Origin of the sequence: Enterococcus sp. DIV1224, from assembly GCF_050555455.1 — a bacterium.
Taxonomy (GTDB): domain Bacteria; phylum Bacillota; class Bacilli; order Lactobacillales; family Enterococcaceae; genus Enterococcus_B; species Enterococcus_B lactis.
The window spans coordinates 2426669-2447991 of the sequence record NZ_CP187859.1; the positions used below are offsets into that span (position 1 = coordinate 2426669).

Consider the following 21323-nt stretch of genomic DNA (forward strand, 5'->3'; position numbering starts at 1 on the left):
CAGAAAAGGGCTAACTCTTTTTGATTAATCATTCTTACATGCTGACAGCAAAGTCAGGTGCAAACCATTGAACTGAACCAACTTTTACGCTTTCGCCTGGTTGAGGAGCATGGATATATTGTCCTCCGCCTAAAGCAATCGCTACGTGGTAAGTTCCGCCTGGTGAACCCCAGAATAATAAGTCTCCAGCTTTTGCTTGAGAAACTGAGATTTTTGTTCCAGCTGATTCTTGAGGAACTGTCCAACCACCAATGTCACGACCAGTTACTTGCAAGTAAACATAGCGTGTGAATCCTGAGCAGTCAAATCCACTTGGATCTTTACCGCCCCAAACATATGGAGTACCGATATATTTGTAAGCTTCTGCTACGATTGCTGCACCATTCACACTTCCAGAAGGCGTTGGCGTTGGTGTTGGTGTTGGTGTTGTATTAGTTGTGTTATTAGTTGCATTACTACCAGTACCGTTCCCAGGATCAACACTTTGATCTGTTGATGGTGTTGTAGGCGCAGGTGTTGTTGATTCTTCTGTTGAAGATTCAGGTACAGTTGTTGACTCTTCTGTTGTTGAAGATTCAGGCACTGTTGTTGATTCTTCTGTTGTTGAAGATTCAGGCGCTGTTGTTGATTCTTCTGTTGTTGAAGATTCAGGCGCTGTTGTTGATTCTTCTGTTGTTGAAGATTCAGGCGCTGTTGTTGATTCTTCTGTTGTTGAAGATTGAGCAGCTGATGATGATTCTTCAGTCGTTGAAGATTGAGCAGCTGATGATTCTTCTGTTGCTGAGCTTTGTGCAGCTGATGAAGCTTGAGTAGCTTGTGCTTCAGCTTCTGCTTGTTCGCGTGCTTCTTTTTCAGCATTTTCTTGTGCTGCTTGTTGACGTGCTTGTTCTGCTAGACGTTGTTGTTCACGAATGCGTGCTTGTTCTGCTTCAGCTTCTGCTTTTTGGCGGTTCAAGTCAGCTTTCTTGTCTTCAGCAGTTGCTTGTTCAGCAGCTAATGAAGTTTTCAGTACGTTCAAATCAGCTTGTTTAGATAAAAGATCGCCTTTTTGAGATTCCAAAGCAGCTTGGTTTTCAGCTAATTCTTTTAGTTTAGCATCGTTTTCAGCTTTTTTGTCTTCTACAGCTTTTTTATCTTGTTTTTGTTGTTCCATCAAGTCGTTGTTTGCTTTTACCATCGTTGTCATTGCTTGAACGCGTCCGATAGCATCTGCTAATGAATCAGCATTCAATACAGCGTCAATATAGTTTGAGCTTGTATTGCTTACTTGTGCTTCACGTGCTTGTTTTTGGATTGTATCTTCACGTTTTTCAATACGTTCTTGTAAATCTGCAATATCTTTTACTAATTGTGCAGATTCTTGACGCAATGTGTCTTGTTTTGCTAATAGATCTTGTGCTTGTGTGTTGATTTCAGAAACTTGGCTTTCTAGGGCATCGATTTGTGATTGTGCATCTGCTTGTTGGTTTTTCAAGTCTGCAATCTTTTGATCTTGTTGTTGTATCTGAGAATCAAAATCGTCCGCCGCGGCAGCGATCGGTGATGCTACGGCAGTCAAGGTCATTGAACATACCATTACTGCTGATATTAAACTCTTTTTCACTCTTCATTCCTCCGACTGGCTTAATTTAATAAATATCTAAATATATTTAAGTCTTTCTTAACGATATAAAAATTGTACCATAGCAGTATGTCAGCGATATAATAGTTATGTTACAAAAATGTTTCAAAACAACCTCTAAAAATGACAAAACTGTTCGTTTCAGAAAATGATCATGAAAAAGGCATGCTAAGACGGGCTTTTTTTAAGATAACAACAATTCTTTTTTACTTTCAGAGGAAAAACAAAAAAAGAAATTATTCATCACTGAATAATTTCTTAAATGGAAAAATGAATAATACAAAAATAATCATGTTCAACAGCAGTGTAGGCCCTAAGAACCTTGTAATAAAATACGTGTTATTTACTACTGCTAGTTTAAAAATCAATTGGACCACCATCGTAAACAGTTCATACCCCGTGACAAAGATAATCATACTGAAAAATTCAGTAAAGATGTTGACGTGGATGACATCTTTCATTACATACATCAACCATACGATCAAAGGGAGAGCTACGGCATAGATACCGATAACACCGATATAGTAAACATCATAGACTGCACCGAGAACAATCGTGGTGATTAGCAAATAGCGTTTTTCAAATGCCATACTGCAACATAACAATGCCAAGATCAGAAAGTGGGCATTTGACATATAACTGCCTTTCGACCACTCTCCTAGCATTCTTGTTAAATGGCCATCTATCAACATCAAAAAGAAAAGAACGATTGGCAGATAGTACTTCATTGTTTCTTTTTTCAACATGGACTAATCCTCCGCTAGCCGTTGGACAATCGTCACAACTGACACATCATACATTTCTGCATAAGGTTTCACATAAACTTCCCGATCCAGGCCATAACTGTCTGGTTTCGTTTTGATAACCGTACCGATCGGCAAGTTAGCTGGAGAATTTCCTCCAAGACCGGATGTCTGAACAACATCCCCTTCTTTGATATCCGTATCACCAGTCAATTGGGTCACCACTAATGCATGGAGTTTTTCATCATAGTTTTTAAGCAAACCGAATGCTTCGCCATTAGCCGAAGATACCCGTACTGGAAAATGATTGGAGCTTTCGTTAGAGGATGACAGTAATTCGATTTTAGACGAAGCTGTATTGACTTCGATCACTCGGCCGATCAATCCTTTTTGCGACATGACTGCCATATTTGCTTCGATACCGTCTTTAGAACCCTTGTCTACGATCAGCATGTCCTGCCAGCTATCTGGTGAACGAGTAATGACATTTGCCGTTACTTTTTCGTAACTCGTCAGCGTCTGGTTCAAATCAAGTTCTTTTTTCAAAGATTCGATTTCTCTCTCGTAATTCTTGTTTTGCTGTGCAACGTCATCATAGCTATCGATTTTTTCTTTTAGCCGCTCATTTTCGGCATAAGTTGAAAAAAGATTATGGACAGAATCTACTCCGTTTCGCACCCACCGTACTGGGGCAGAGATTGTTTTATCAACCATTGCAACACTGTCATTAACGATGGATTGGAAGAAATTAGGCTTTCCTTCATTCGCTCGCTGTGCAGCGGTCACACTTAGTATCGTCACCACGATGATAACAATAACCAAGGTAATAATAATATTTTTATTAGGATTGAACTTCTTCACAAAGACACCTCGAATTAATTAGACTCTTGTGTTCAATTTTATCACTAAATGCTGGGAAACAAAAGGCAAGTTGCTCCTCTTAAGCTTTTTTTTAGTAAATAATAGATTCTGTCATTTTTAGCCTGAAAGACAAAACTTTTCCTTTTGTTCATTGGTCAGTCTTTGCTTTGAATAACTGCAATCATACCATCTGAAAAAGAAAATTCAGCGGTATCTGAAAGAAACTCGTTACTTGCATAAGATGTCGGGTATTCAACTGCTTTATTTTCCAATACATACTTACTGCCTTTCAATGTAAGAGCCGAGACGGGCGTCAAACAGCAATAAGCTAGATACTTCATACTTGGAACCTGTCTTACTATATGCTTTCCAGGCAAATAATAAGCCAAATAATTTTGACGATCTCTAATAATAAGCTGATGGGCAAACGGTTTGAATCGAGGTTCCAGACCTAACCAGAGATTGGCTAAAAGATGATCCAATCTTCCGCCTGTGGCGCCGATCAAAGTGACTTCAGCTTGCGGATAACGTTCAAATGTCTTTAAGATCCCCAATTGTGTATCTGTATCGTCTTTTTCTGCGGGTGAACGGGCATACTCTTTGGCTTTTGCAAATACTTCCTCCTGCTCTTCGTTCGACAATGAATCAAAATCACCTACTGCCAGATCTACTGGGTAGCCTGCTTGAAGCAGATACAGCGCACCACGATCTATTCCGACATAGGCATCGTATTTGGTCAGTAGAGGCTGCGGCCAGTTTTCCGGATTACCTCCAGCAGCTAATAAAATTTTCATTTAATTTAATGCCTCTTTTAACCGTTCGATTTGTCCGACTGGATTTTCGGCTCCATAGATATATGATCCTGCAACAAAGACATCCGCCCCTGCATCTTTACAGATTTTTGCTGTTTCTGGAACGATTCCGCCATCTACTTCGATTGCATAAGACCAATTGTTCTCTTTACGTAGATCAGCGAGTTCTGTGATTTTTTCTACCGTTTCTTCAATAAAGCTTTGTCCGCCAAACCCAGGATTGACAGTCATGACCAGCACTTGATCAGCCAAAGGCAAAACATGTTTGATCATGGAGACTGGTGTCCCCGGATTAATAACTACTCCAGCTTTGACACCTAAGCTTTTTGTCATTTGGAGTGCCCGATGGATATGAGGAGTTGCTTCTACATGAACAGTAATGATATCTGCTCCAGCTTTCGCAAATGCTGGAATGTAATTTTCCGGATCAACGATCATCAGATGGACGTCTAGCGGTAATTTAGTGACAGGTCGGATTGCCTGAACAATATTTGGCCCTAACGTGATATTTGGGACAAATTGGCCATCCATGACATCTACGTGGATGTAATCTGCGCCTCCTTTTTCTACTAACTCAATATCTCTTTGCAAATTGGCAAAATCTGCGCTCAAAATGGATGGTGCTATTTTCATTCTTGGTTCCTCCTATTTTCGTTTACCTTCTTTTTTCGTATACATGGGTTTTCTTTTCTCGATTTCTTGTAAGAATTGCAAATAATTATCGTAACGTGTCTGTGCGATACCACCTGTTTCTACTCTATGTTTCACTTCACAGCCAGGTTCTTTGGCATGCATGCACTCTCTAAATTTGCAATGGGCAGAAGCTTCCACAAATTCCGGAAATTGTCTTGGCAATTCTCCTGCTTCGATAGTCAAAAAGTCAATCGAGCTGAATCCTGGTGTGTCTGCTACTAACCCACCGTAGATAGGGAGCAGCTCCACATGCCGTGTTGTATGCCGCCCTCTTCCAAGTGCATCAGAAATCTCTCCTGTTGCTAAATTCAGTTCTGGAGATATTTGATTCAGTAGTGTTGATTTTCCTGCTCCAGACTGTCCCATGAAGACCGATAGCCGTTCTGGAAAATAACGGATCAATTCTGTCGTGTCACCCGCATGATTGGGTACAATCACTGGGTAGCCTATTTTAGTATAGATTTGCTTGATTTCTTCGATTTTTTTCGGGTCGTCTGACAAGTCGGTCTTCGTCAAAAAAATAAGCGGTTCGATTGATTCATATTCCAAGGTAACTAGAAAGCGGTCAAGCAGATTATAAGAAAATGCAGGTTCCACGATACTTGTGACAATGATTCCAAGATCAACATTTGTGACTGGCGGGCGAACTAATTGATTTTTTCTCGGCAAGATTTCCAGAAGATAGCCGTCTGTTTGATTTTCACTCTCAAAGATTACCTGATCTCCGACAAGCGGCGTGATTTTCCGATTCCGGAAATTCCCTCTTCCTCTTGTTTGATAGGTCTCTCCGTCTGCGTATACATAGTAAAAACCGCTGATTGCTTTTCTGATTTGTCCTTTGATAAGTGCCACCTCCGTTTTTGTTTATTTTACCATATGAAGAGGAAAGTAGGTGTCGTTCCACGCAAACTTCTCAAAGTAAAAGGCTTGAAAACTAATCAAAAGGGATAGAAAACACAAAAAAGGGACTGCGGCACAGTCCCTTCGAATAAACGGTGTTCCAGAAGTAGCTTCTGTCACAACCTCTTTGTTCTATTTTATTAAAAACTTATTTTGAGCTTTCTGAGGTACTATCTGATGAACTTGTAGTGCTGGAAGATTCTTCTTTGGAAGAGCTGCTCGTACTGCTAGAGCTACTTGAGCTGCTAGAACTGTCTGAAGAATCTTTCTCAGAACTAGAAGACGCTGGGTCTGGTCCTTTAGAGTAAATCACGTTTACAACCATTCCTTTGGTAATCGTCGTACCTGCCCCTGGCACTGTACGGATTACTTTGTCCTTATCCACCGTGCTTGAATATTCAGAAGTCTCATGACCGATATATTCTGCACCAATACTAGCCAAATAACTTTGTGCTTCGCTTTTTGTATAGCCGGAGATGTCATTCAGTTTAGGTTCTGTTCCTTGGCTTACGACAAAACTGATGTAAGTTTCTTCTGCTACAACTTCACCTGAGGCTGGATCCTGACTAATGATCGAACCCGATGGCACAGTGTCGCTATAGTCATAAGTAGCACTAATGTTATTGATATTGAATCCTTGTGTAACAAGCCAATTACGGACAGTTTCGTAGTTTTCTCCTACATGACTACTCAAAGTCACTGTTTCTGGTCCTTTGCTGACTGTGAAAGTAATCGTGTCTGTTTTAGGATCGACTTCTGTATCTTCTGATGGAGATTGCGAAATGATCATTCCGCTTTCTACCTCTGAACTGAATTCCTCTTCTTTTTGAATCAAATCAGCAGAAAATCCTAATTCTTTCAAACTTGCTTCAGCATCTTCATAACTTTTACCACTGTAATCATCTAATTTGATTTTTTTCGTGCCACTGCTGATATAAAGAGTGACTTCGCGTTTTTGCTTGACTGTCGTTCCCGCTGCCGGGTCTGTCTTCACCACATTGCCTTCTTCGATTTTGTCATCTGCAATTTCTTCTGTTTTTGTTGCTACTTCTAATTTCGCTTTTGCGAGTGTTTCTCTGGCAGAAGCTTCAGAAAGATCAGAAACATCAGGAACAACAACTTCTCCTCGTCCGCCAGAAGCAAAGAATACAGCTGTTCCGATTCCTAAAACAGCGAGGACAGCTAACAGAATCAGCCACCATTTTTTCTGTCCTTTCTTTTTAGGGTCAGGCAGAACTTCTTCCTCTTCCGGCAATGTTTCGTTTCTCGGTTCGTCTTTTGGCAGAGGCATAGATTTGAATGAATCCGGCATTGGTGTATCTGCCGCAAGCGGTGTGATAACTTTTGTTTCGTTATCCATCGCATGAGGTTGCCATTTTTCTTCGTTTGCACGAGCTGGTGATAATACTGTAGAAAGATCATCAGACATTTCTTCGGCTGACTTGTAACGGTCTGCAGGTTCTTTAGCCGTCGCCCGTAAAATCACATTTTCCAGTGCTTGCGGTACATTTGGATCAAGTGCCTTTATGGATGGAAGATCATCTTGGAAATGTTTTAAAGCAATCGTCACAGCAGATTCACCGTCAAACGGCACGCTACCTGTCAGCATCTCATAAAGAATGATCCCTAAAGCATAAATATCTGACTGCTTCGTTGCCATACTCCCTCTTGCTTGCTCAGGAGATAGGTAATGAACAGATCCCAACATCGTATTCGTCTGTGTGATCGATGTTTCAGATAAAGCAATAGCAATCCCGAAATCCGTGATTTTTACTACACCTTCGTTATCGATCAATACGTTTTGGGGTTTCAAATCTCGGTGGATGATTTGATGGTTATGAGCTAAAGAAATAGCAGAAAGAATCTGCTGCATAATATTTACTGCTGTTTCATAAGGAACAGGATAATGTGTTTGGATATATCGTTTCAAGTCCATTCCTTTGACGTATTCCATCACTAGGTACTGCATATTGTCTTCTTCACCAACATCGTAAACACTGACAATATTTGGATGAACGAGTTCTGTTGCTGCTAAAGCTTCTCGCTGAAATCGTCGAATCGCGGTTTGATCATTTTGAAAGTCGAATCGTAAGACTTTGACTGCTACATCTCGATCCAAGATCAAATCGTGCGCCAAAAATACATTAGCCATACCACCACTACCGATATTCCCCGTGATCTGATAACGGCCATTTAATTTTTTTCCCAACTCGATCATACACTGTCCTCCTTATATTCGATAAGAAGAACGGTGATATTATCCGCTCCGCCTGCTTCATTGGCACGATCAATCAGCTCAGTTACTTTATGGGATAACGGGCCTTCTTGATTAATGATCGTTCCTATTTCTTCTTCAGATAGCATATTCGTCAAGCCATCTGAACATAACAGCAAGCGATCTTTTAGCTGCCAAAGATGAGTAGAAACATCTACTTCGACTGTTCCTGGCATGCCGACAGAACGTGTTAAAATATTCTTTCTTGGATGGTTCACTGCCATTTCTTCGCTGATTTCCCCTGATTTGACTAGTTCGTTAACTAAAGAATGATCCTCTGTCAATTGCATGATTTTATCTTCGCGAATCAAATACGCTCTGCTGTCGCCAACATTCGCAATCGTGAACCAGTCATCTGACAGAGCTGCCGCTACGATTGTTGTTCCCATACCATTATATTCCGGCTGTTCTTGTCCTCGCTGATAAATCAGCATATTTTCCTCTTGAATCGATTGAATGAACCACTGGGCGATTTTTTCATCGTCGGCAGCTTCTTGTTCTTCCCAAGCTTCGCCTAGATTTGTTACCGCCATTTGACTAGCAATGTCTCCAGCACGGTGGCCACCCATCCCATCTGCTAATACAGCAAGCTTGAGACCTGAACGGCTAGTAAATACACTGGCATAGTCTTGATTGGTGTTACGTCGTCTTCCTACATCTGATTGATATTCAATCTGCATTTTTTCACCTCATTACTTTTTGCGCAAACAACAAATGAAAAATCCATCTGTGTAAAACTGATGCGGATACAAAGTCAACATTTTCTCTACGATTGATGATTGTAGCATAGGATCGGTCAAAACATCAATCCTCTCAAAATCAGGGTGTGTTTCCAAGAAAGCAGAAACAACGTCTTGGTTTTCTTCTTTTAAGATCGTACAAGTACTATAAGTCAGAATACCGGAAGACTTTAAAGCTGGTGCGCAGCTTTCTAAAATTTCCAATTGGATTTTTGGTAAATTCGCTAATTCATCCGGCTGTTTTTTATAACGGATATCTGGTTTTCGCCGAAGGAGCCCTAGACCTGAACAAGGCGCGTCTACTAAAATCCGATCGAACTGCTCTGGTTCAAACTGCTTGCTGACTTCTCTAGCATCCATCTTTTGAGCGTAAACAGCAGAAGAGACACCCAGACGTGTTGCATTTTCTTCAATGAGTTTGACTTTGTGTTCATGTACATCTAAAGCAATCACTTCCCCACCACATGAAGGATCCAAAAAAGAAGCAATATGTGTCGTCTTACCTCCGGGTGCTGCACAGGCATCTAAGACATGATGTTCAGGCTCGATTTGCATAGACGGCGCTACAAGCATCGAACTTTCATCTTGGATCGTCATGACGCCATCGTGGAACAATGAGCTAGAAGCTAAATGCCCTTTTTTCGCTACTATACCGTATGGACTGACTTGGCTTTTTTCAGCTGTGATCTCTTCTTCTTGCAAAACAGTGATGGCCTGATCTCTGGAAAGTCGGCGTGTATCTACTCGGGCACTAGCATGGCTAGGCTGATATAGCGATAAACCGAGCTTTTCAGTTTCTTCGTAACCGATTTGATCCACCAACCGCTTCGTCATCCATAGAGGCAGGCTGATTTTGACAGAAAGTCTTTCGATAGGATCAGTAATGCCTTGCAGATCTGGTGCTCCTTGACGCTGATAATTCCTCAAAACACCATTTACAAATTTTCCTGTCCCAGGATTTCCTTTTACTTTCGCGATTTCGACCGCCTCGTTTAAAATAGCATGTGCAGGGACTTTATCTAAAAATTCTAATTGATATACAGAAAGATAAAGAAGCGTCTTGACCCAGTCATCCACTTTTTTTGCTTTAGCGATCAATGGTGCAACGTAAAATTCCAATAGTCGCTGATGGCTAATCGTACCGTAGATCAATTCTGTAAATAGACCCACATCTTTTTGATTTAGCTCGCTTTGTTTGATCATCTCATTCAACAAAAGATTCGAGTAGGCGCCGCCCTTGTTCACTCGCTCTAATGTCAGTAATGCCATATATCGTACAGATTTTTTCATTTTTTTAGGGATTTTTTTCATTATTTCACCTGCTGACCAATCTGAACTTGCTGACCGCTTCCGTTAAGAAAATCGTGTACGGCTTGTTTTCCTTTACCAGCTGGCTGTAATTCATTGATGGCTAATACGGTCTGTTTACCGCAAGCAATCCATAGATTTTTTTTGTCTTTTCGGATGATCGTGCCTGGTGCTTCGTCTGTACTTTCTGCCAGTACTTCAACCGATAATAATTTCCAGCGTGTACCTTCATAGGTCGTGAATGCAATCGGCCAAGGACGCATCCCGCGTACTTGGTTGTCAATTTCTTCTGCAGTTTTATGCCAATCGACCGCTTCTTGTTCACGTGTGATGTTTGGCGAAAAAGTGGCTTTTGACTCGTCTTGAGGAACTGGTTTTTGTCCATTCAAAATATTAGGCAATGTTTCTAGCAATAGCTTTCTTCCTAAAAGGCTGAGCTTTTCAAACATCGTCCCCACATCATCTTGTTTAGTGATTGGCATGCTTTCTTGCGCATAGATTCCGCCTGCATCCATTTTTTTGATCATTTCCATGATCGTTACACCAGTTTCTTTCTCCCCGTTCATGATGGCATAATGAACAGGCGCACCTCCCCGATATTTAGGAAGTAAAGAAGCATGGACATTGATTGCCCCTAATTTTGGCACTTGCAATAACTTTTCAGGCAAGAATTGACCAAACGCCGCAGTGACGATCAAATCAGGCGCCAATTCAATGATTTCTTCCATTTCTGGCGAACCGGAGATTTTCTCTGGCTGCAACACACGGATACCGTGCTTTAGAGCAGCTTCTTTTACCGGTGTCGGCGTAATTACTCGTTTCCGCCCAACTGGACGGTCGGGCTGTGTGACTACTGCCTGGATCTCGTAGCCTGATTCTATCAGCCCTTCAAGAATTGGCACAGAAAAAGCAGGTGTGCCCATAAATACTAACTTAGTCATCAAGATGTTCCTCCATATATTCTTCAAGTTCTTCTTCCGGGATCTGCTGTACCATTTTCTCAATGAACAGAATACCGTCTAAGTGATCGATTTCATGCTGGAAGGCACGGGCTAAATAGCCGAAAGCTGTCACTTCTATCTCTTCTCCATCGCGGTCATAATAGCGTACAGTCACTTCATCTGCTCGCTTGACTGTTCCATAGACATGCGGAATACTGAGACAGCCTTCTACGTCCATGCTTTCACCTTTTGCTTCAATGATTTCTGGGTTTATCAGTTCGAATTTTTCGCCTTCATCTACTTCGATCAAAGCGATTCTCTTGTTTTGTCCTACTTGAGGAGCAGCAATCCCTATTCCGTCATTCGCAATCATCGTCTCATATAAGTTGTCTAACAAAGCAATCGTTTCATCCGTGATCACGTCGATTGGCTGAGCAGGTCTTTTTAATTTATCATTAGGGTGGATCAATATAGGATAGCGCATAAGTTGGTCCTTTCTTAAATAAAGTTTAATGGTTCGTTGTCAATTGCCACAAAAAGACCTTGCCGCTGTTCTTTCTGGCTTCCATTCAAGATTTCATCCAAAACATGAGGAAGATTCGGCTCATGTTTATATTTGATAATCAGTTGATAATAGTATCGATTTTTCACTCTCAAAATCATGCTGGGTGTTGGTCCTAGTAACAAACTTTGAGGACTTAATACTTCTTTTAGCTGATTGGCAATCTGAAAGATTTTCTTTGCCGCCACTTGTTCTTCAGGATGGCTGGCAGTTATTTTCACAGTAAAGTAATAAGGAGGGTAGCCTCCACGATGCCGTACATGCATTTCCTGCTGATAAAACTGTTCATAGTTTTGTTTTTTAGCCAATTCTATGGCGTAATGCTGAGGATTGAACGTTTGGATCACGACTTCGCCTGGTTTTTCCGCTCGTCCTGCTCGTCCTGAGACTTGGGTCAGCAATTGGAATGTATGCTCGCTAGAACGAAAATCCGGTAAATTCAGGGAGGTATCGGCATTCAACACGCCAACTAATGTGACTTCTGGAAAATCCAAGCCTTTAGCGATCATTTGTGTCCCTAATAAAATATCTGCTTCTTTTGCACCGAATTTTTGTAAAATCTGTTCGTGTGCCCCTTTTCTTCGGGTGGTATCTACATCCATACGCAAAATCCTAGCTTGCGGATAAAGTTCTCGGAGTTCCTCTTCTACTTTTTGGGTGCCTGTCCCATAGTAGCGGATTTTGTTGCCCCCACAATTGGGACAGCGATTAGGAATAGGTTCTTCGTGTCCGCAATAATGACAGCGCATCGAACGTGTATCCATATGCAAGGTAAGAGAGATATCGCAATTAGGGCATGGGAGAACAAATCCGCAGTCTCTGCACATCACAAAAGACGAATATCCTCGACGATTGAGCAGTAGGACAGTTTGTTCTTTTTTGTCTAACCGATCTTGTATCTTTTCCTGCAAATTAGCAGAAAAAGTAGAGGTCCGATGATTCTGAAACTCTTCACGCATGTCTACGATCTCAATAGCTGGAAGTTGTGCAGCTGCTTTGGCTCGGTGGTTCAACTGCAATAACTGATACACGCCTTTTTGAGCTCGTGCTCTTGATTCCAAAGAGGGGGTCGCACTTCCAAGGACTATTGGGCAATGATGGTATTTACTGCGCCAAATAGCTAAATCTCTCGCATGGTAACGCGGCGTCTCATCTTGTTTATAACTTGATTCATGTTCTTCATCGATAATGATCAATCCTATATTTTTCAGCGGAGCAAAAATAGCAGAGCGTGCGCCTACTACTACTTGTGCTTCTTCCCGCTCGATCTTGCGCCATTCATCATATTTTTCACCTTGGGAAAGTCCGCTATGTAAGACCGCAACTGATTCACCGAAGCGTCCTTTGAATCGCTCGACCATTTGCGGAGTCAATGCGATTTCAGGCACTAACATAATAGCCGTTTTATTTTCTGACAAAACATCAGCGATTGATTGAAGATATACTTCTGTTTTTCCGCTACCGGTGATTCCCTCTAGCAAAAAGACCTGATCTTTTTGTTGCTGACCTGCTGTGATGATTTGTTCGACAGCATTTTTTTGTTCTGCATTCAGTTCCAATGCCGTCGTTTGGTCAAATACTCGGTCTTGATAAGGGTCGCGATAACGTTCTGATTCTACAAACTCCAGCCAGCCCTTTTCTTTTCCTTGATTCAAGACAGCAGTACTGATTTCTTTATCTTTGAAATAAGCGATTGATTCTTCTTGGCTCAGTTCAGATAAACACAAAAGAAGCTCTTTTTGTTTCTTGGCATTTTGCCGTAATTTTGCCCATTCTTCTTCGATTTGTTTTTCAGTTAATAGGGAACGGACCAAACGAATCGTTTTTACTTTATTTCGTGTATGGACTTCGTATTTGATATCTACTAACTGCTCTTGGCGCCAACGAATCAACTGAGAAAGGCTGCCTTCTTCTTCTGCTTCTTTCCAGGAAATCACTTCCCGTTGACCAAACAATGCCTGAATTTCTGGTGTATCTGCCAAAGGATAGATCAATTTATCATATTCTGCTTTCATCACACTCGGAAGCATCGTTTGTAGACAAGTGATTTTGAATGCATAAGTGATCTTTTTCATATAATCAGCTAATGAAAGTAATTCTTCATTGACCACTGGGGCAAGGTCCAGCAAACGGATCACTGCCTTCAACGATGGGTTAGCTGATTCTTCTGATTTTTGGATAGCCATAACAAATCCTTGGACATGACGATTGCCATTACCAAAAGGGACCTCTACCCGCATCCCGACTTGCAAAGCTGTTTCCATTTCAGAGGGAACCAGATAGGTGAATGGCTGATCGGTCTGCATAGTAGGTACGTCCACAATGACTTCAGCTGTTAATGTCATGGTTCGTTTCCTCCTTTTTTTGTCTTTTCATATCAAGCGACAAAAAGTTCCTTGCCTATTTTACTAGAGATCGCTGGATTTGTCTTATTTTCTGCCAAATCCTAACAAAAAATTAACAGCGGATAAGAAAAAAAAGAACTGTGTCAAAAAGTTCAGACACAGCCTTTTCTACCAGACAATAAGAGGCGAATGTTTGAAAAGGAAACAGCTGGGTTTGCTTTTCTTTTTAGATGCTCGCTCTACTTTTCTTTATTACATTTTTTGCTCTTCGCGGATACGTGATTCCAATTCGTGTTGTTCACGCTCTTTTTGAGCTTGACGTTCCTCTTCTTCCATCTTCAAACGTTCACGTTTCAATTCAGGATGGGGATCATTGACTACATTCCCTGCATCGATTTCTTCTAAAGCTTGACCAACGCTTTTTACTGAATCAAAAGAATCTAGTGTAGGTTGTGCACTTGCATCCAACTCATGCGCGCGTTTGCTTGCTAAAATTACTAGAGAATATTTTGAATTTACACGATCTAATAGTGAGTCAATTGAAGGTTTTAACATCATAAGACTACATCTCCTTTAACATTTTAATATATTTACCGATTACGCGATCTACTCGAAAATGTTCACTGGCAATAATGTGTTTGATTCGTTCAACTGCTAGCGGCACTTCATCATTTACAACAGCATAGTCGTAAAGAGCCATCATTTCGATTTCTTCTTTTGCAACTTTCATTCGTTCTTCGATTACTTCATCTGCATCTGTTCCTCGGCCTACGATCCGTGATTTTAATTCCGCTAAATCTGGCGGAGTCAAAAAAATGAATACACCATCGGGCACTTTTTCTTTGACTTGTTTTGCTCCTTGGACTTCAATCTCCAAGAAAACATCTTTTCCTTCATCCAATGTCTTGTTGACATATGACAAAGGCGTTCCATAATAATTCCCGACATATTCTGCGTATTCCAGCATCTCTCCAGCTTCGATCATTGATTCAAACTCTTCTTTGCTTCGGAAAAAATAATCAACGCCTTCGACCTCCCCTTCACGCATTTTACGGGTAGTCATTGAGATTGAATACTGAAAATCATTATCCTCACTCTCAAAAATTGCTTTTCGTACTGTGCCTTTTCCTACACCGGATGGACCAGACAACACGATTAATAATCCACGCTCTGACATGACGACGTCCTTTCAACTAGTCTTTTTGTACTTATCGTTTATTTTGCACTTTTTTTCTGCAACTTTCAAGGTTATCTTTAATTATAGCTAGAAATTGGCAAAAAAGCTACCCTGCATCAAGTAATAAGAACAGCCAAATAAAAATGGCTTCTCACATTTTTGCATAAATTTGGCTTCATACCGAAAAAATGTTTTTTGAACATCACTTATTCAAAATAAAAAAAGGTTGTGACACGAATTTTGTCACAACCTTTAAATGTATTCCTAGAGCAAAGAAGCTAAGCGTAGAAATGCAATCCTGATTATTTATTGTATTTCTTTGTTCAGCATCCTTGCTAAAAGCCCATATTGGACAAAGTATTCACTACACCCATGATCTCATCTTTTCGAGAACGTGCTTTTTCTGTCGGATCTTCTACCTCTTCTGTGTCGATTCGAACAATAAATTTCCGATTCATCGTCACGTAAGCACCGTCGTTGATCAAAATAAACAGTTCGTTCTCATTATAGTCTGCACAGGCATCTTTCCATACGTCAAAGCCGTTTTTTTCAGAAGGGATATCCCGTTTAACAACAGTTTTTCCACTTAATTCGTGGAACGTTACGTCATAGTATTTCATTGTCTCTACCTCTTTCGTCATTCAATATTTTGGACCTGTTCTCTGATTTTTTCTAAGATCGTCTTGGATTGGACGACTTGATTTTTAATTTCGATTGCATTAGATTTGGAACCGATCGTGTTGATTTCCCGATTCATTTCCTGGATCAAAAAATCTAATTCTCGCCCTACAGGACATTGCGCCTCGATAAGTTCATCTAGTTTTTGGACATGGATTGCCAAACGGTCCAGTTCCTCGTGGATATCTCCACGTTCCAGCAAGATAGCCAACTCCGTCAGCAACCGTTGCTCATCCACTTTCGCTCCAAGAAATTCCTCCAGCTTTTTTTGATACCTTAATTGAAATTCCTGTTCATAGACGTCTACAAAACTATTGAGTTTTTTTAGTACTTGTTTGAATTCTTCCGTGTTCTTTTTCAGCACTGAAGCTAAGGCTTGTCCTTCTTTTTCTCGACTGGCTTCAATAGAATCAAGTGCACTTTTCAATGTATCTAGAGCTAACTGTGCCAATTCTTCCATGCTCTCTTCCGGTTTTTCTTCTACCGTTACGAAGTTTTCATCCAGCGCGAAGCGTTCCGCCAGCCGACGAATTGACACTTGATTTTGACTCCCGTATCGTTGTTGAATCCCGTCTGTCAATTGGGTGATAAGTGAATCAATCAATTCCCAGTTGATGACGATCTGCTTTTCGTTTTTGCCAATATAAGCTAGATTCACAAATACCTCGATCCGTCCGCGGCTTAACTGCTGTTTGATAAGCTGACGAAAATCGTTTTCAATAAAGTTCAGGATTTTAGGACTTCGTATTTGGACATCTAGAAAACGCTGATTGACACTTTTTATTTCGATATCCAGCTGATATGCTTTTGTTTCGCGGATGGCTTTGCCAAAACCAGTCATACTTTTCATTCGACAGGGTCCTTCCTCATTACATATTTTCTATTGCTTTTTGCAGTTGTTCAAACTCTTCGTTCGTCAGTGTCAGCCCTTTCCCCATCTTTTCATGGTCGGGTGCCCAATCTCGAAGATCGAATTTCGGCGGACGACCATTCCAGCTGACTAAGTTCAGCTCTTTACGCCATCCTTTGTTGTTTTCTGATAAAACAGCGATTTCTTCTACGATTTCATATGAAAATTCTTGTGCCATGGTTGTTCCTCCTTGAGATAATATAAATATAGGATCAGTAATGTGTCAACTGGCTGTTCAAGCAGTTCACGCTGCAAACGATCCTTACATTTTTCTTGCAGCAGTTTTTCAAAATAAACGGCTTTCGTGCGTTCATTTTGTATTTTCTGCTGATATTTTCGATACCTCCGCCATTCTTCTGTACTTAATTGACCAACTTGTGCCAATAAATCGTCTGGCATACTTTTTTTATCTTGTCGGCAGATCATTTGAAACATCCAATCTACTTCATAGACTTTGTTTGGCAATAAAAAATGTTTTTTTGCTAAAAGTTCCAGCATCGCCAGTCCGCATGTTTCTGGTTCGACCCTGTTCTTATATATATTACGCAGTTTTTGCCAAAATTTTATGGTTTTGAAAAAAGATAGCTCTAACTGAAGTTCTTTTATTAAGTAAGATAAAAATCCACGCCAGCATGTTCCTGCTTGTTTGACAGAATCAAATGTATACCAATTCCCGTAGTAACAGCCTAATCGTTTTTTCATTTCCAGATAGCCTAATTGTAAATTTAATTGGTTTCTTTGGCTATCAAAAAGCAGAAAGCTGCCAAGCGTCCACAATGTTTGACATTTCCAATGGATAAACGTATCTGGCACACGGATTCTTTTCGCTGGCCCTGGTCCTTGCACATCCACGACAAACGCCTCTGTTGCGCCTTCGTTAATCGCGATGTCAATAGGAATTTTGTTACGATATCCACCATCTGCATATTTATTTTTTCCGATCTTTCGGTAAGCCATAGCAGGATAAAATGAAGCAGAGGCAAGTATCCAATCTGGTATTTCTTCTGTTTTTGTTTGTTGGATAGCAGTCACTACTTCCGCTAGTTCTGGCAATTTAGTAGACACCGTGTATAAACGTATTTTGGAATTGTATTTGAGCAAAGACAAATCTAAATTTTCCTTGACCAGCTTTTCCAATGGCGCAGACGAAACCCCACCTTCAACTAGTGCCGTTTTCGTCATTTGGCGTCTTTCTTGATAGAAACGTTCACGCAAGTCTTCTACGTCAGCCATTTCTGGTAACGCAAGCACTTGTCTGGTTGATAGCTTTTTCCATAAACCCACAGCTTTTTCCATGTCTCCTTGTAAAATCAATGCGCCGTTCAGCGCACCTACCGAGGTCCCAGTGATGATTTCAAATTGGATGTTATGTTCCTTCAGCGCCTGCCATACACCAATCTGATAGGCACCGTGTGCTCCCCCTCCTCCTAATACAAGTGCTGTGTGATAGACCAGCTTTTTATTTAGTTGCATGGTTCCTTGATAGCCGTTTTTATGAAAAATACGCAACCATTCTTCTGATAGAGGAGATTGAAATAAAAAACAACAGTTTTCTTTAATAAAAAAACGAGCGCAAGCTTCCATATGCTGAAAAAGTTTTTGCCATTCAAAAGTTTCGCCTTCGATCAGCAAGTTATTAAAAATAACATCTTCTCTACTTTTATCAATAGTAAAATAGATGGTATATTTTTTTGATACTGCTTCAAAGGCACATTGCTTTTTTGCAGAATGCCAAAATGCTTCTCTACTTTCTTGATGGCTTTGAAAAAACGGAAGAGGTTGTTTTGCTTGGTTGATACGCGAATACAGCGACATTTTCTGTGAAAAGTAAACTTTTTTTATCTCCATCGCTTTCTCCTTTTTCTTCAAGTATACCAGTACGTCGAAAAAAGTTCATGAGTATCGTATTCGACTTTGGATATTCCATAAGAAAACAATTCATAAAACCACCTTTAAATAAAAAATACAAAAATTAATTGAAAATGAGAGTATTTTTAATGAAAACGTGATTTTGTAATGGAATTTTAAAATAAAAGAAACAAGCTTTTTTTATGCAAATGTTGTAAAATAAAAGAGATTAAGAGGAAATAAGAGGAGGAACATGATGACTGAGTCAGTTTATGTACATATTGATACCACAAGTAATGCTGTTTTAACAAAAGGACTGACTGCTACTGATTTTGCAAACAGTATCGTGCATTTTCCTCAAAACTTGCTCTTGCTTGATCCATCTGCTTCTGCTGGAGAATACGAATCTCATACAGGGCTGAAAGTAATCCGTGGTACAGAAAATATCCAGCGTTTCTTTTCCTCTTCTCGAAACAGGCGTGGATTCGATGAATTGAAGTGGATCGACTTTACTGATTTAACGATGCTGAAAGAATTGACACCTTTAGAAATTTCAGAATTGTTATATTTTGGCCATATGAAAACACACCTCCACTCACCATTTTTTTATAAGCTACAAAATAATTTCGTGTACTTCGATCTGAACGATCAATTGAACCGAATTTATTATCGCTATTTAGATGAATTTTACAGGATTTTTGCTAGTAAATTAAGTTCTATCCTGTCAGATAAGATCAATGTAAAAAAATCCTTTTTTAAAAAGGAAACACCTGTTGAAAAAATCAGTGTGGAATTATTGAAAGAAATGCGTAATTTAATGCAGGAAGGGATCATTTTTTCTTTTGATCAAGTTGGTTTGATCGATGACGAATACCGTATTCCTATTTATGTGATTGAGGACTATATTTGGAAATTGAAAGGTACTCGGTATCGGGAAGAAGAAGTCGTCGCTACTTTAATCTACTCTGTCAACGATCGGCGCTGGCAATTGGTAGAAGATGCCGGTCTTTCTTATCTGCCATTGAAGTGAATCTATTTCTTACCGAAAAACAAAAAGGAAACAAGAAACTAGGACATGATTTTGTCTCAAGCTTTTTGTTTCCTTTTTTATTTAAAGATTCTGTCGTTTATCTGGCACAAAAAGCGATGGAATCGTTTGTTGGATCCCTAATAAAACGATCATCGTCACAATCGCTGTGCTCAACCCACTAGCACCATTCATTACGAAAGAAAAGAGCCAAGGATTCATCCCCCATAGTGCATAGGCTCCCCAGAAAACAACTCCCGCAATAAAATGCCAAAAATATCTGGAAAGTGCGCCAATCAATGCACCAAACACTATGTTTTTTCTGATTTGTTTCGTATTTCCATCTGCATAGCTTTTTTGGACATTTGAAGCCATGAGCCCTGCTGCACCTGCAAAAGTATAAGCAATCGGATACTCAATCAACACTTGAACGACACTTAAATAATAAACTTGTCCCAACGGAAAGTGTAAGATCCCCCAAATGAAACCTGCCAGCATCCCTGCCTTTGTCCCTCTTCTTAACGCAAAAAGCGTCAACGGAATCTGCCCTAATGAAATAGAAAAGCTGCTGCCGATCTGGATTGGTATCAATGACAGCACCATCGCTAACGCTGCAACAATCGTTCCTTCTACCCAAACTCTATTTTTTCCCATAAAAAAACTTCCTCCTTTGAATAAAAAAGTCACAAAGGATGGAGCAGCTTTCGAAAAATTTCAAACAGCTGTTTTTTCACAATTCCTACGCTCGCATAACCGAAACAGGTACGAAGGGTTTAGAAATAGATTCAATCTCAGCCCAATTGGACTCCCCTTTGTGAGTTTATTTATTATTTATTTTTTGTTTCAAATAATGGACTAACTGGTTTGTTTTCATGGATACGTTTGATTGCATCTCCCATTAGTCCGCCAACACTTACTTCATCGATTTTATCGATTTTACGATCTTCTGGAAGATAGATCGAGTCTGTGACAACTAGTCGCTCGATAGCTGAATCTTCTATTCTTTGTAAAGCAGGACCAGATAATACTGGATGGGTACATGAAGCATACACACTTGTTGCACCAGCTTCTTTCAAAGCATTGGCAGCCAATGTGATCGTACCTGCTGTATCGATCATATCGTCGATCAGTACACAAGTTTTGCCTTTGACTTGTCCAATGATGTTCATTACTTCTGCAACATTTGCTTTTGGACGGCGTTTGTCGATGATCGCAATCGGAGATTTCAAGAATTCCGCTAATTTACGTGCTCGTGTAACGCCACCGTGGTCTGGTGAAACAACGACAACATCGTCGCCTTTGATTCCTTTTTCCAAGAAATAATTAGCAATAAGTGGCGCACCCATCAAATGATCGACGGGAATATCAAAGAAACCTTGGATTTGGACTGCATGAAGGTCCAAAGTCAGCATTCGTGTTGCACCGGCTTTTTGAATCATGTTTGCTACTAATTTCGCTGTGATTGGTTCCCGTGCACGTGCTTTACGATCTTGACGCGCATAACCATAATAAGGCATGACTACGTTGATTGTTTTTGCACTTGCTCGTTTCAGTGCATCAATCATGATCAGCAACTCCATCAAGTTATCATTGACTGGGCTGCTCGTTGATTGGATCACATAGACATGCGATCCACGAATACTTTCTTCAATGTTTACTTGAATTTCTCCATCACTAAATTGAGTAACAGATGATTTTCCTAACTCGACACCGACTGCTGCTGCAATTTTCTCTGCTAATGGGCGATTGGAATTTAACGCAAAAATTTTTAATCTTGGGTCAAAGTAATGTTTTGACATGGGGACCTCCACTTTCTTTTTCACAACTCTAGAATTCTACCTAATAAATAGTAGTCATATTTTTTAAATAAATCAAGTGATTT

Annotated in this window: 21 protein-coding genes and 1 riboswitch; of the genes, 1 reads left to right on the plus strand and 20 read right to left on the minus strand. The window is 40.3% G+C overall.

The window, feature by feature from the left end:
- Positions 1-34 precede the first annotated feature (34 nt).
- From IGK53_RS11960 to IGK53_RS12045, 18 genes are all read right to left on the minus strand, one after another.
- Entirely contained in the window at positions 35-1603 is a 1569-nt protein-coding gene (locus IGK53_RS11960; RefSeq protein WP_142666921.1) for a PcsB-like coiled-coil domain-containing protein, read from the minus strand.
- A 254-nt stretch (positions 1604-1857) separates the two neighbouring features.
- Positions 1858-2367, minus strand: coding sequence for a rod shape-determining protein MreD (gene mreD, locus IGK53_RS11965; RefSeq protein ID WP_002315901.1), 510 nt, complete (start codon positions 2365-2367; stop codon positions 1858-1860).
- 3 nt (positions 2368-2370) lie between these two features.
- Entirely contained in the window at positions 2371-3225 is an 855-nt protein-coding gene (mreC, locus tag IGK53_RS11970; protein ID WP_002293051.1) for a rod shape-determining protein MreC, read from the minus strand.
- Between the two features lie 155 nt (positions 3226-3380).
- Positions 3381-4019, minus strand: a complete 639-nt coding sequence (locus tag IGK53_RS11975) for a thiamine diphosphokinase (protein ID WP_002293052.1) — start codon at positions 4017-4019, stop codon at positions 3381-3383.
- Complete coding sequence (rpe, locus tag IGK53_RS11980; protein WP_002293053.1) at positions 4020-4670, minus strand: ribulose-phosphate 3-epimerase; 651 nt, start codon at positions 4668-4670, stop codon at positions 4020-4022. It abuts the gene before it with no gap.
- 12 nt (positions 4671-4682) lie between these two features.
- The gene (rsgA, locus tag IGK53_RS11985; RefSeq protein WP_002293055.1) at positions 4683-5582 is read right to left on the minus strand and encodes a ribosome small subunit-dependent GTPase A; all 900 of its coding nucleotides are present in this window, start codon (positions 5580-5582) and stop codon (positions 4683-4685) included.
- A gap of 196 nt (positions 5583-5778) precedes the next feature.
- On the minus strand, positions 5779-7848 hold the full coding sequence (gene pknB / locus IGK53_RS11990) for a Stk1 family PASTA domain-containing Ser/Thr kinase (protein WP_002293056.1): 2070 nt from the start codon (positions 7846-7848) through the stop codon (positions 5779-5781).
- A complete protein-coding gene (locus tag IGK53_RS11995; protein WP_002293057.1) occupies positions 7845-8585 on the minus strand; it encodes a Stp1/IreP family PP2C-type Ser/Thr phosphatase in 741 nt (246 codons plus the stop codon). The genes pknB and IGK53_RS11995 overlap by 4 nt, the downstream gene beginning before the upstream one ends.
- A 12-nt stretch (positions 8586-8597) precedes the next feature.
- Complete coding sequence (gene rsmB / locus IGK53_RS12000) at positions 8598-9956, minus strand: 16S rRNA (cytosine(967)-C(5))-methyltransferase RsmB (protein ID WP_002293058.1); 1359 nt, start codon at positions 9954-9956, stop codon at positions 8598-8600.
- Positions 9956-10894, minus strand: coding sequence for a methionyl-tRNA formyltransferase (gene fmt, locus IGK53_RS12005; RefSeq protein WP_002293059.1), 939 nt, complete (start codon positions 10892-10894; stop codon positions 9956-9958). Before fmt ends, rsmB begins: the two co-directional genes overlap by 1 nt.
- Positions 10887-11378, minus strand: coding sequence for a peptide deformylase (gene def / locus IGK53_RS12010; protein WP_002293060.1), 492 nt, complete (start codon positions 11376-11378; stop codon positions 10887-10889). Before def ends, fmt begins: the two co-directional genes overlap by 8 nt.
- A 14-nt stretch (positions 11379-11392) precedes the next feature.
- Positions 11393-13801: a primosomal protein N' gene (gene priA, locus IGK53_RS12015; RefSeq protein ID WP_002293061.1), complete on the minus strand. Its 2409-nt coding sequence runs from the start codon at positions 13799-13801 to the stop codon at positions 11393-11395.
- A gap of 252 nt (positions 13802-14053) precedes the next feature.
- Positions 14054-14359: a DNA-directed RNA polymerase subunit omega gene (rpoZ, locus tag IGK53_RS12020; RefSeq protein ID WP_002287365.1), complete on the minus strand. Its 306-nt coding sequence runs from the start codon at positions 14357-14359 to the stop codon at positions 14054-14056.
- Positions 14360-14363: 4 nt separating this feature from the next.
- Complete coding sequence (gene gmk / locus IGK53_RS12025; RefSeq protein WP_002293062.1) at positions 14364-14978, minus strand: guanylate kinase; 615 nt, start codon at positions 14976-14978, stop codon at positions 14364-14366.
- A gap of 335 nt (positions 14979-15313) precedes the next feature.
- A complete protein-coding gene (locus IGK53_RS12030; RefSeq protein ID WP_002287356.1) occupies positions 15314-15598 on the minus strand; it encodes a hypothetical protein in 285 nt (94 codons plus the stop codon).
- Between the two features lie 17 nt (positions 15599-15615).
- Complete coding sequence (locus IGK53_RS12035) at positions 15616-16506, minus strand: YicC/YloC family endoribonuclease (protein WP_002293063.1); 891 nt, start codon at positions 16504-16506, stop codon at positions 15616-15618.
- Positions 16507-16525: 19 nt separating this feature from the next.
- On the minus strand, positions 16526-16744 hold the full coding sequence (locus IGK53_RS12040; RefSeq protein WP_002293064.1) for a YdbC family protein: 219 nt from the start codon (positions 16742-16744) through the stop codon (positions 16526-16528).
- On the minus strand, positions 16714-18414 hold the full coding sequence (locus tag IGK53_RS12045) for a patatin-like phospholipase family protein (RefSeq protein ID WP_002293065.1): 1701 nt from the start codon (positions 18412-18414) through the stop codon (positions 16714-16716). Before IGK53_RS12045 ends, IGK53_RS12040 begins: the two co-directional genes overlap by 31 nt.
- Before the next feature lie 256 nt (positions 18415-18670).
- Here IGK53_RS12045 and IGK53_RS12050 point away from each other — a divergent pair, with 256 nt between their 5' ends.
- Positions 18671-19444: a hypothetical protein gene (locus IGK53_RS12050; protein ID WP_002293067.1), complete on the plus strand. Its 774-nt coding sequence runs from the start codon at positions 18671-18673 to the stop codon at positions 19442-19444.
- Positions 19445-19525: 81 nt separating this feature from the next.
- Here the strand turns inward: IGK53_RS12050 and thiT are convergent, their stop codons facing one another.
- Both thiT and IGK53_RS12060 read right to left on the minus strand, forming a co-directional pair.
- Entirely contained in the window at positions 19526-20095 is a 570-nt protein-coding gene (thiT, locus tag IGK53_RS12055; RefSeq protein WP_002293068.1) for an energy-coupled thiamine transporter ThiT, read from the minus strand.
- Positions 20096-20160: 65 nt separating this feature from the next.
- A riboswitch (TPP riboswitch) is annotated at positions 20161-20263 on the minus strand.
- Between the two features lie 5 nt (positions 20264-20268).
- The gene (locus tag IGK53_RS12060; RefSeq protein ID WP_002287347.1) at positions 20269-21240 is read right to left on the minus strand and encodes a ribose-phosphate diphosphokinase; all 972 of its coding nucleotides are present in this window, start codon (positions 21238-21240) and stop codon (positions 20269-20271) included.
- Between the last annotated feature and the right edge of the window lie 83 nt (positions 21241-21323).

Excerpts from the sequence above, each read along its gene's own strand:
- mreD (WP_002315901.1), bottom strand. The coding sequence starts at position 2,367 with ATGTTGAAAAAAGAAACAATGAAGTACTATCTGCCAATCGTTCTTTTC.
- IGK53_RS11975 (WP_002293052.1), bottom strand. The coding sequence starts at position 4,019 with ATGAAAATTTTATTAGCTGCTGGAGGTAATCCGGAAAACTGGCCGCAG.
- rpe (WP_002293053.1), bottom strand. The coding sequence starts at position 4,670 with ATGAAAATAGCACCATCCATTTTGAGCGCAGATTTTGCCAATTTGCAA.
- pknB (WP_002293056.1), bottom strand. The coding sequence starts at position 7,848 with ATGATCGAGTTGGGAAAAAAATTAAATGGCCGTTATCAGATCACGGGG.
- IGK53_RS11995 (WP_002293057.1), bottom strand. The coding sequence starts at position 8,585 with ATGCAGATTGAATATCAATCAGATGTAGGAAGACGACGTAACACCAAT.
- rsmB (WP_002293058.1), bottom strand. The coding sequence starts at position 9,956 with ATGAAAAAAATCCCTAAAAAAATGAAAAAATCTGTACGATATATGGCA.
- fmt (WP_002293059.1), bottom strand. The coding sequence starts at position 10,894 with ATGACTAAGTTAGTATTTATGGGCACACCTGCTTTTTCTGTGCCAATT.
- def (WP_002293060.1), bottom strand. The coding sequence starts at position 11,378 with ATGCGCTATCCTATATTGATCCACCCTAATGATAAATTAAAAAGACCT.
- priA (WP_002293061.1), bottom strand. The coding sequence starts at position 13,801 with ATGACATTAACAGCTGAAGTCATTGTGGACGTACCTACTATGCAGACC.
- rpoZ (WP_002287365.1), bottom strand. The coding sequence starts at position 14,359 with ATGATGTTAAAACCTTCAATTGACTCACTATTAGATCGTGTAAATTCA.
- gmk (WP_002293062.1), bottom strand. The coding sequence starts at position 14,978 with ATGTCAGAGCGTGGATTATTAATCGTGTTGTCTGGTCCATCCGGTGTA.
- IGK53_RS12030 (WP_002287356.1), bottom strand. The coding sequence starts at position 15,598 with ATGAAATACTATGACGTAACGTTCCACGAATTAAGTGGAAAAACTGTT.
- IGK53_RS12035 (WP_002293063.1), bottom strand. The coding sequence starts at position 16,506 with ATGAAAAGTATGACTGGTTTTGGCAAAGCCATCCGCGAAACAAAAGCA.
- IGK53_RS12040 (WP_002293064.1), bottom strand. The coding sequence starts at position 16,744 with ATGGCACAAGAATTTTCATATGAAATCGTAGAAGAAATCGCTGTTTTA.
- IGK53_RS12045 (WP_002293065.1), bottom strand. The coding sequence starts at position 18,414 with ATGGAGATAAAAAAAGTTTACTTTTCACAGAAAATGTCGCTGTATTCG.
- IGK53_RS12050 (WP_002293067.1), top strand. The coding sequence starts at position 18,671 with ATGACTGAGTCAGTTTATGTACATATTGATACCACAAGTAATGCTGTT.
- thiT (WP_002293068.1), bottom strand. The coding sequence starts at position 20,095 with ATGGGAAAAAATAGAGTTTGGGTAGAAGGAACGATTGTTGCAGCGTTA.
- IGK53_RS12060 (WP_002287347.1), bottom strand. The coding sequence starts at position 21,240 with ATGTCAAAACATTACTTTGACCCAAGATTAAAAATTTTTGCGTTAAAT.